Genomic DNA, 6,911 nt, shown 5'->3' with positions numbered 1-6,911 from the left:
ACAAAAACTACACACCCTAATGGAATTAATACTAATAAATATAAATATAGTATTTATGATAAATTACGAACGTTAACAAATTATCAACATGCTGAAAAACTGATTGTTGAATTATTTAAAGAAGAATACGAAATTAGAGAAGATACAAAAAAAGAAATTATAGAAAATTTAAAAAAACAATGTTTAAATTTAAATAACAAAAATAATGAAAATTATAAAGAAATTGTTGAAAATTTTCTTGAAACATTAGAGGAAAATTTTTAATATTTAAATTTTTAAAATTAAAACTCGTCACACAATAAAAAATAAAAAACCTACTTACGACAGGTTTTTTTTATTATAAATTATAATAACAATTATTTAAAACGGTATTATTTTATTTTTTTTGTATTGAAAAAATAATAAAAAAATAAAATAATTAATAAAATACACCTTAAAAAAGATGTTAAATTGAAATGTTAAACATAAAATATACCTTTTTTTTACAAAGGCAATAAATCAACACTTATATAAAGTGTCTAAATATATTATATATAAAAACAAAAAAACAAATTTTTTAAAGCACTGTTAAACAACAGTGCTTTTTTTATTAAACAACAAAAAAAACCAGGCGATTCAAATTGCCCATCACAACCCACCAAGGCAAAAAAAAAAAAAAAAAAAATTAACGCCTAGGTTTAAAAAATCCATCTAAATAAAAAAAGATTTTCAACATTGAAAGTCTTTTTTTATTTACAAACAATAAAAAAGAACAAACAATAAAAAAGAACGAACAATAAAAAAAGAATAAACAATAAAAAAAAAGGAATAAAAAAATAAATAAATAAAAAAAAGGAACAAAATTATGAAAAACCAAACAAAAACAAAATTCGCTTTTTTAGCATCACCAATTTGGTTAACTATTACATATTTATTTTTTGTCATTAGTAACCTTATCGCTCTATTTTTTAATTTTGAAATAGGATTAAAAATTAACGCTGTCGTTTCCATTATTTCGGATTTTTTCTTTATTACGTATTTATGGACTAATAGGCGCAAAACATGAAAATAAACTGGATTGGTTGTAAGAAAAAAATGCTACCACAAATCATCGACCATATGCCGTCAAAATTCAACACTTATTATGAACCTTTTTTAGGTAGCGGTGCATTGTATTTTCATTTAAAACCTAAAAAAGCAATTTTAAATGACAACGATTCCCATTTAATAACGATGTGGCAGCAAAGTTTCCAAAACCCACAAGATTTCGTTAACAAAGTAAAAACCACAGAAGAATTCATTTATCACCATCAAAACCAACAAGACCAAAAACTGGCATACAAGACCCTACTTAACGAATATAACAAAAACAAATTGCCAAAATTAACAAGTTAAATATTATTTTTTGTTAATTTTTAAAATATCTTTTCGCACTGTTATAAATTTTTGTAAATGAATTCATTTTTAATACCGAAAAGACTAGTTAAAACAAACTAGTCTTTTTTTGTTTTTAGTGAAAAGAGATGTTAAAAATATTCAGAGTTTAAAAAAACATTTTACATTTTTTTATAACACTACGCAATTTCACCAAAAAGGAGAATATTATGCAAAACCAAGAAAATCAAGTTAACATTTTCAACGTTACTACGAACTGCCCCCACTATTCCATCACAACAATTAATTTAAAATATTAACTAAGTTTAACTGAATAAGTTAAACTTTTTTTATTTTATTAAGGGCGCCAAAGAGGCTTTATTAACAGCGAATTAACGAATCGCAATGTGTGATAATTACATACTTCATATTCTTGGTTTATCAAACGAAAGAATGATAGATTACAGCAAAGAATAAAAGCGAATTGAGGTGAAGTTCATAACCAAGAAGATTTCGCGAGAAGAAAGAATTACAAGGATAAGTCCTGAAACGGACCTAAACGCAAAAAGAAGAGTAATAATAAAACCAAGCCAAAAAGAACTGAAATGACTTGTAAGATGGAAATAAATAATTATTTTAATAGATTATCTATATTATCAAAGGACAAAATCCTTATCTGGTTTTAATACAAACATCTTAACTCACCTAGCTAAACGGTATTTACCTACCTTAAGAGGTACAAACTCATAAGTTAATGCCAAGGTCAGCGTCCCTAAAGAATTCACGGAGTTAATAAGAGTAACTTGGATCTTCCTAAAAATCAAGGTTAAAACCTAAAACATAAGAAGATAAAAAGTCTTATGGATTCAAGGAAAAAGCAGAATTATAGTAGTCGTTGGAGTAAAACTTAATTTGGAATAGTTAAGATAATCGCCCAACCAGGAAGTCATGGAAAGCATGATATAGGGCGAAAGAGGAAATAATATTTCGAGTTTAAAGACGTAGAAGGGCGGTGGCTATCAAAAGAAAGTAAAATTTCAAAACTAACTACGCATTTAAACAGAATTGAGACGAAATCAAAAAATAACAAGAACGTATCGAAGCGTACTTATCAATGGTTAACCAACAATATTATAAGCTACTATGGAGCTTTTGAGAAAGTGGCAACCAATAAAGGAGCAGGAACGGCTGGAATTGACTTCCAAACCATCGACAGAGTAGATTTAAAGAAACTTCAAAAATGGAATAAAGAAGTCAGAGAAGGAATATATGAACCTTCACCAGTAAAAAGAATAAAAATCCCAAAACCAAATGGAAAATTAAGATCTTTAGGAATTCCTACCATCAAAGATAGGACTATTCAAGAGGTAATAAGGAAACAATTAGAAGCATATTATGAACCAAAATTCTCTGAATTCAGTTATGGATTCAGACCTGGAAAATCAACCCATGATTGCTTAAAACGCTTTCAACAAAGGTTTACAGGGATTAATTGGTTTATTAAAATCGATTTAAAAGAATTTTTTGACACGGTAAATCATAAAACGCTATATGAAATCATTGATAAAGATATCTCGAAATATAAAGTCAAAAGACTAGTTGCCAAAATGGTAAAAAGTGGAGTCATGAAACAAGGACAATACATAAAAACCATAGAGGGAACTCCACAAGGAGGAATTATTTCACCTATCTTATCAAATATTGTTCTAAATGAATTAGACAAATATATAGGAAACCTCCAAAAAGAACTATCCAAATTCATGAAAGTAAAAAATAACCCTATATATGTAAAAATAGGTAGAGATATTATGAAAGCAAAAAAGGAAAAGGATAAGGAAACAGTGGATAGATTAAGAAAAGAATTGAAAATAACTCAACGTTATGAACGTAAACCAATTCGAATCGAATATTTAAGATATGCAGATGATTTCATTATCGGTATAAGTTGTCAAAGTAAAATATTACCGCATCAAATTAAGAAAATGGTAGTGGAATTTATCGAAGAAAAATTGAAATTAAAAGTTTCAAGCGATAAATCAAAAATTCAAAAGACAAAAAAAAGGGGTTAAATTCCTAGGTTATGACTTATCAATAAATCCAACAAAAGATGACCTTGAAAGGAAATTAACCAAATCAAGTCAAAATGGAATACCACAACTTAAGATAGATAAAAAACTAATTGAGAAAAAAGCAAAAGAATTAAGATGGATAGATAAGAATAATAAAATTATCCACGATAAATCCTTAATATGTTTTGAAAAACTAGAGATAATAAGAACTTATAAAGCCATCATGAATAGATACATAAATTATTATAGCTATATTTCAAACATCTCTCAATTAGGAAAATGGTATTATTATGCGACATATTCTTTATTAAAAACTCTTGCTGGGAAGGATAAAAGCTCACTTGCAGAGGCTCGAAGGAAATATCGGATAGGGAAAAGTTTTGGGATCAAGTATGAAACCAAAACCAAACCCAAATATGATATTTGGACGCTATTAAGTTGGGATTTTGTAAAAAAATTAAGGAAATATCAAAAGAATGATACGAACTTAACAGTAAACACAAATACCTATAAGAGTAGAACTAAATTAACGGATAGATTGCAAGCTGTTAAATGTGAAAACTGTTTAGTAGAAGGGATTTCATTAGAAATTCATCATACGAAAACGGCGAGAGACAAAAATATGCAAAGTATGAGAAACAAGGAAACAAAAGTATTATGCAAAACTTGTCATCAAAAAATAACAAACCAACAAATAAAATCATTTGGATGGTTTGAAAAACACAAACAAAACATTTTATCCAAAAATAAATAAATAATAAAATCGTCAAAACTAGGAATATTATAAACGCCGTATGCTTGGAAACTTGCTCGTACGGTGTTGTGTGGGGCCAATCTGTAATAAGGAGCAATCCTGAAACGCATTTGATCTATCACGATAATGATAGTAAAACTATTTGGTCAATTAAAGAATATGACAAAATGAAAAATTAAACAAACAAACTTTTACGACAATGATGACGAAGTTTATTGTATAACACTGTTATAAAAAAATATAAATGCTTTTTTTAACACTGCATATTTTTAAAACCTCTTTTCACTAAAAACAAAAAAGACTAGTTTGATTTAACTATTCTTTTCGGTATTAAAAATGAATTTATTTACACTTTTTTAAAACAGTCCAAAGAACTAACTATGCAACCAATCATAAAACAAACTAGAGAACACGGTTACAAAATCATTGAGGAATGTAACCTAAATAAACAATTAATAAAAAAAACAGTTTATAATTCTGACGATAAAACTATTTGGTATATTGAAGATTATAAACACGGCAAAATAATTAAAACCACAACTTATAACCCTGATGGAACCATTAATTACATCGAAGAATTTAATGAAGATGAAAAATTAATTAAAAAAACCCACTATTATTTTTAAAATAAACTATAAAACACTAATTATTATATTTTAATTTATAATTTTTAGTGTAAATATATAAAAGAAAGAAGAGAAAAAAAATCATGAACTCAAAACAAATAATTATAACATTTATTACTTTAATAACTTTAATTGGTGCTGGTTGGTATTGTTATCGCAAATTTAAACCATCAACTCCAAATTCAACAAATGGATCAATAAACATTATTAACGAAACACCACAAAAAAGCGAAACATCAAAAACAACTAAAAAACCAATCTACAATTCCGACGGTGAAACTATTCAGGCAATTGAAGAACGCGACAAAAACGAAAAATTAGTAAAAACAACATACTATCAAGATGACGGTAAAACTATTGCGTCAATCAAAGAATATAACAAAAATGGAAAACCAATTAAACAAACATGGTATCGCTCCGACGACAAAACTATTAGGTTTATTGACGAATATAACCCTAACAACGGCCAAAAAACTAAAGAAATAAAATACTATCCTAATGGCCGAGTTATTGATTACATCAAAGAATACAATGAAAATGGAGATATAATCAAATCTACAGAATATAACCCTGATGGATCAATAAAAAAATAATATAAACAAGATTCGCTTATATGAGTCTTTTTTTTATTTTAAATACAACAAAACAACAAAAACAAACGCCAAAGCAATTAAAAAAAATAATCAAAATATATAAAAAAATTGGAAACTATAAAACACTAATTTTTATAATTTAATTTATAATTTTTAGTGTAAATATTAAAAGAAAGAAAAGAAAAAAATCATGAATTCAAAACAAATAATTATAACATTTTTTATTTTTATAACTTTAATTGGTGCTGGTTGGTATTGTTATGACAAATTCAAACCTACAACGCCAAATTCAGAAAATAAAACAACAACTAATATTGAAGAAGATATAGAACAATCAACTGAATCATCACAAACAACTAAAAAACCAATCTACAAATCCGACGGTAAAACTATTGATTTTGTTGAAGAACGTGATAAAAACGAAAAATTAATTAAAAAAATTTATTATATGCCCGACAATAAAACTATTTCATCAATCGCAGAATACAACGAAAACGGCCAAGAAAGTAAAATAATATTATATTTAAATGGCAAAACTATTTGGCGTATTATGGAATTAAACGAACATGGCCAAGAAACTAAAACAACAGTTTATAATTTCGATAAAACCGTTAATTATATCAAAGAATACGAATATAACCTCAATAAAACTATTAAAAAAGTCACAGAATATGATTCTAATAAAACCATTAAAAACATCATAGAACATGAATATTACTCTGATGAAACCATTAAAAAAGTCATAGAATATAATTCCAACAAAACTATTGAGTCAATCGCAGAATACAACAAAAACGGCCAACCAACTAAAGCAATAGAATATTACCCTGATGGTCAAACTATTAAACAAAATGGTGAATTTGATGAAAACGGAAATTTAGTTAAAAAAACAGAATACAACCCCGACAAAACCATTAAAAACATCGAAGAATACAACCCCGACGGAACGAAGAAAAAATAACATAAAAAAGACTCACTTACACGAGTCTTTTTATTTTAAACAATTTAATAAAAAAACATAAAATAAATCACGACCTTGTTATCGTCGTTAAACTGACAAACCAAGAACAATTAAATTGTTCTTTTTTTATTTAAATAAAAAACTCGAAAGGAGTAAATAACATGGAAACTAAAAATGTTGAAAAGTTACAAATCGTAACTAATATTTTCTTAATTCTTTTTTGTATATTTAGCATGTTTGTAATGTTGTTAGCTGAAATACGTCATAATTCAAATGTGACACCAACAACTGGAACAACTGCAGTAGCGTCAACAGCAACTGAAACGCCAACAGCAAATAATACACAAACTGGAACACCAGCAGCAAATAATGCACAAACTGGAACAGCAACAACTGATAAAAATGAAGTTATAAAATCAGCTGAAAAATCAACTGACAAATCAGTTGAAAAACAAGTTGAAAAACCAGCTGACACATCAACAGCACAAAAATAATCATTATTTAATTTTGATTATTAATTAAAAACCCATTTAAATGGGTTTTTAATTTTTATAA

The 6,911-nt window shown here is 26.8% G+C and carries 9 protein-coding genes; all 9 read left to right on the top strand.

Translation table 11 applies throughout. From position 1 onward, the window contains the following. The coding region (locus KTO59_RS03075; protein ID WP_284928574.1) for a hypothetical protein at positions 1-264 on the top strand (264 nt) is incomplete at its 5' end. Positions 265-844: 580 nt separating this feature from the next. After that, positions 845-1,045: a hypothetical protein gene (locus KTO59_RS03070; RefSeq protein WP_284928572.1), complete on the top strand. Its 201-nt coding sequence runs from the start codon at positions 845-847 to the stop codon at positions 1,043-1,045. Continuing rightward, positions 1,042-1,374 carry a DNA adenine methylase gene (locus tag KTO59_RS03065; RefSeq protein ID WP_284928571.1) on the top strand — a complete coding sequence of 111 codons (333 nt, stop codon included), beginning with the start codon at positions 1,042-1,044 and terminating at the stop codon, positions 1,372-1,374. The genes KTO59_RS03070 and KTO59_RS03065 overlap by 4 nt, the downstream gene beginning before the upstream one ends. Before the next feature lie 1,139 nt (positions 1,375-2,513). Next, positions 2,514-3,422, top strand: a complete 909-nt coding sequence (locus KTO59_RS03060; protein ID WP_284928570.1) for a reverse transcriptase domain-containing protein — start codon at positions 2,514-2,516, stop codon at positions 3,420-3,422. Beyond that, complete coding sequence (locus tag KTO59_RS03055) at positions 3,385-4,176, top strand: group II intron reverse transcriptase/maturase (protein WP_320412679.1); 792 nt, start codon at positions 3,385-3,387, stop codon at positions 4,174-4,176. The genes KTO59_RS03060 and KTO59_RS03055 overlap by 38 nt, the downstream gene beginning before the upstream one ends. Before the next feature lie 380 nt (positions 4,177-4,556). Continuing rightward, on the top strand, positions 4,557-4,802 hold the full coding sequence (locus tag KTO59_RS03050) for a DUF2963 domain-containing protein (protein ID WP_284928569.1): 246 nt from the start codon (positions 4,557-4,559) through the stop codon (positions 4,800-4,802). 83 nt (positions 4,803-4,885) lie between these two features. Further along, the gene (locus tag KTO59_RS03045; RefSeq protein WP_284928568.1) at positions 4,886-5,395 is read left to right on the top strand and encodes a DUF2963 domain-containing protein; all 510 of its coding nucleotides are present in this window, start codon (positions 4,886-4,888) and stop codon (positions 5,393-5,395) included. A 190-nt stretch (positions 5,396-5,585) separates the two neighbouring features. Then, positions 5,586-6,356, top strand: a complete 771-nt coding sequence (locus tag KTO59_RS03040) for a DUF2963 domain-containing protein (RefSeq protein WP_284928567.1) — start codon at positions 5,586-5,588, stop codon at positions 6,354-6,356. Between the two features lie 161 nt (positions 6,357-6,517). Beyond that, complete coding sequence (locus KTO59_RS03035) at positions 6,518-6,850, top strand: hypothetical protein (RefSeq protein WP_284928566.1); 333 nt, start codon at positions 6,518-6,520, stop codon at positions 6,848-6,850. Positions 6,851-6,911 lie beyond the last annotated feature (61 nt).

It is taken from the genome of Candidatus Phytoplasma sp. AldY-WA1 (genome assembly GCF_020312115.2).
Lineage (GTDB): Bacteria > Bacillota_I > Bacilli_A > Acholeplasmatales > Acholeplasmataceae > Phytoplasma > Phytoplasma vitis.
The sequence above is the reverse complement of the archived record's forward strand: the minus strand, read 5'-3'. Positions and strand labels throughout refer to the sequence as shown.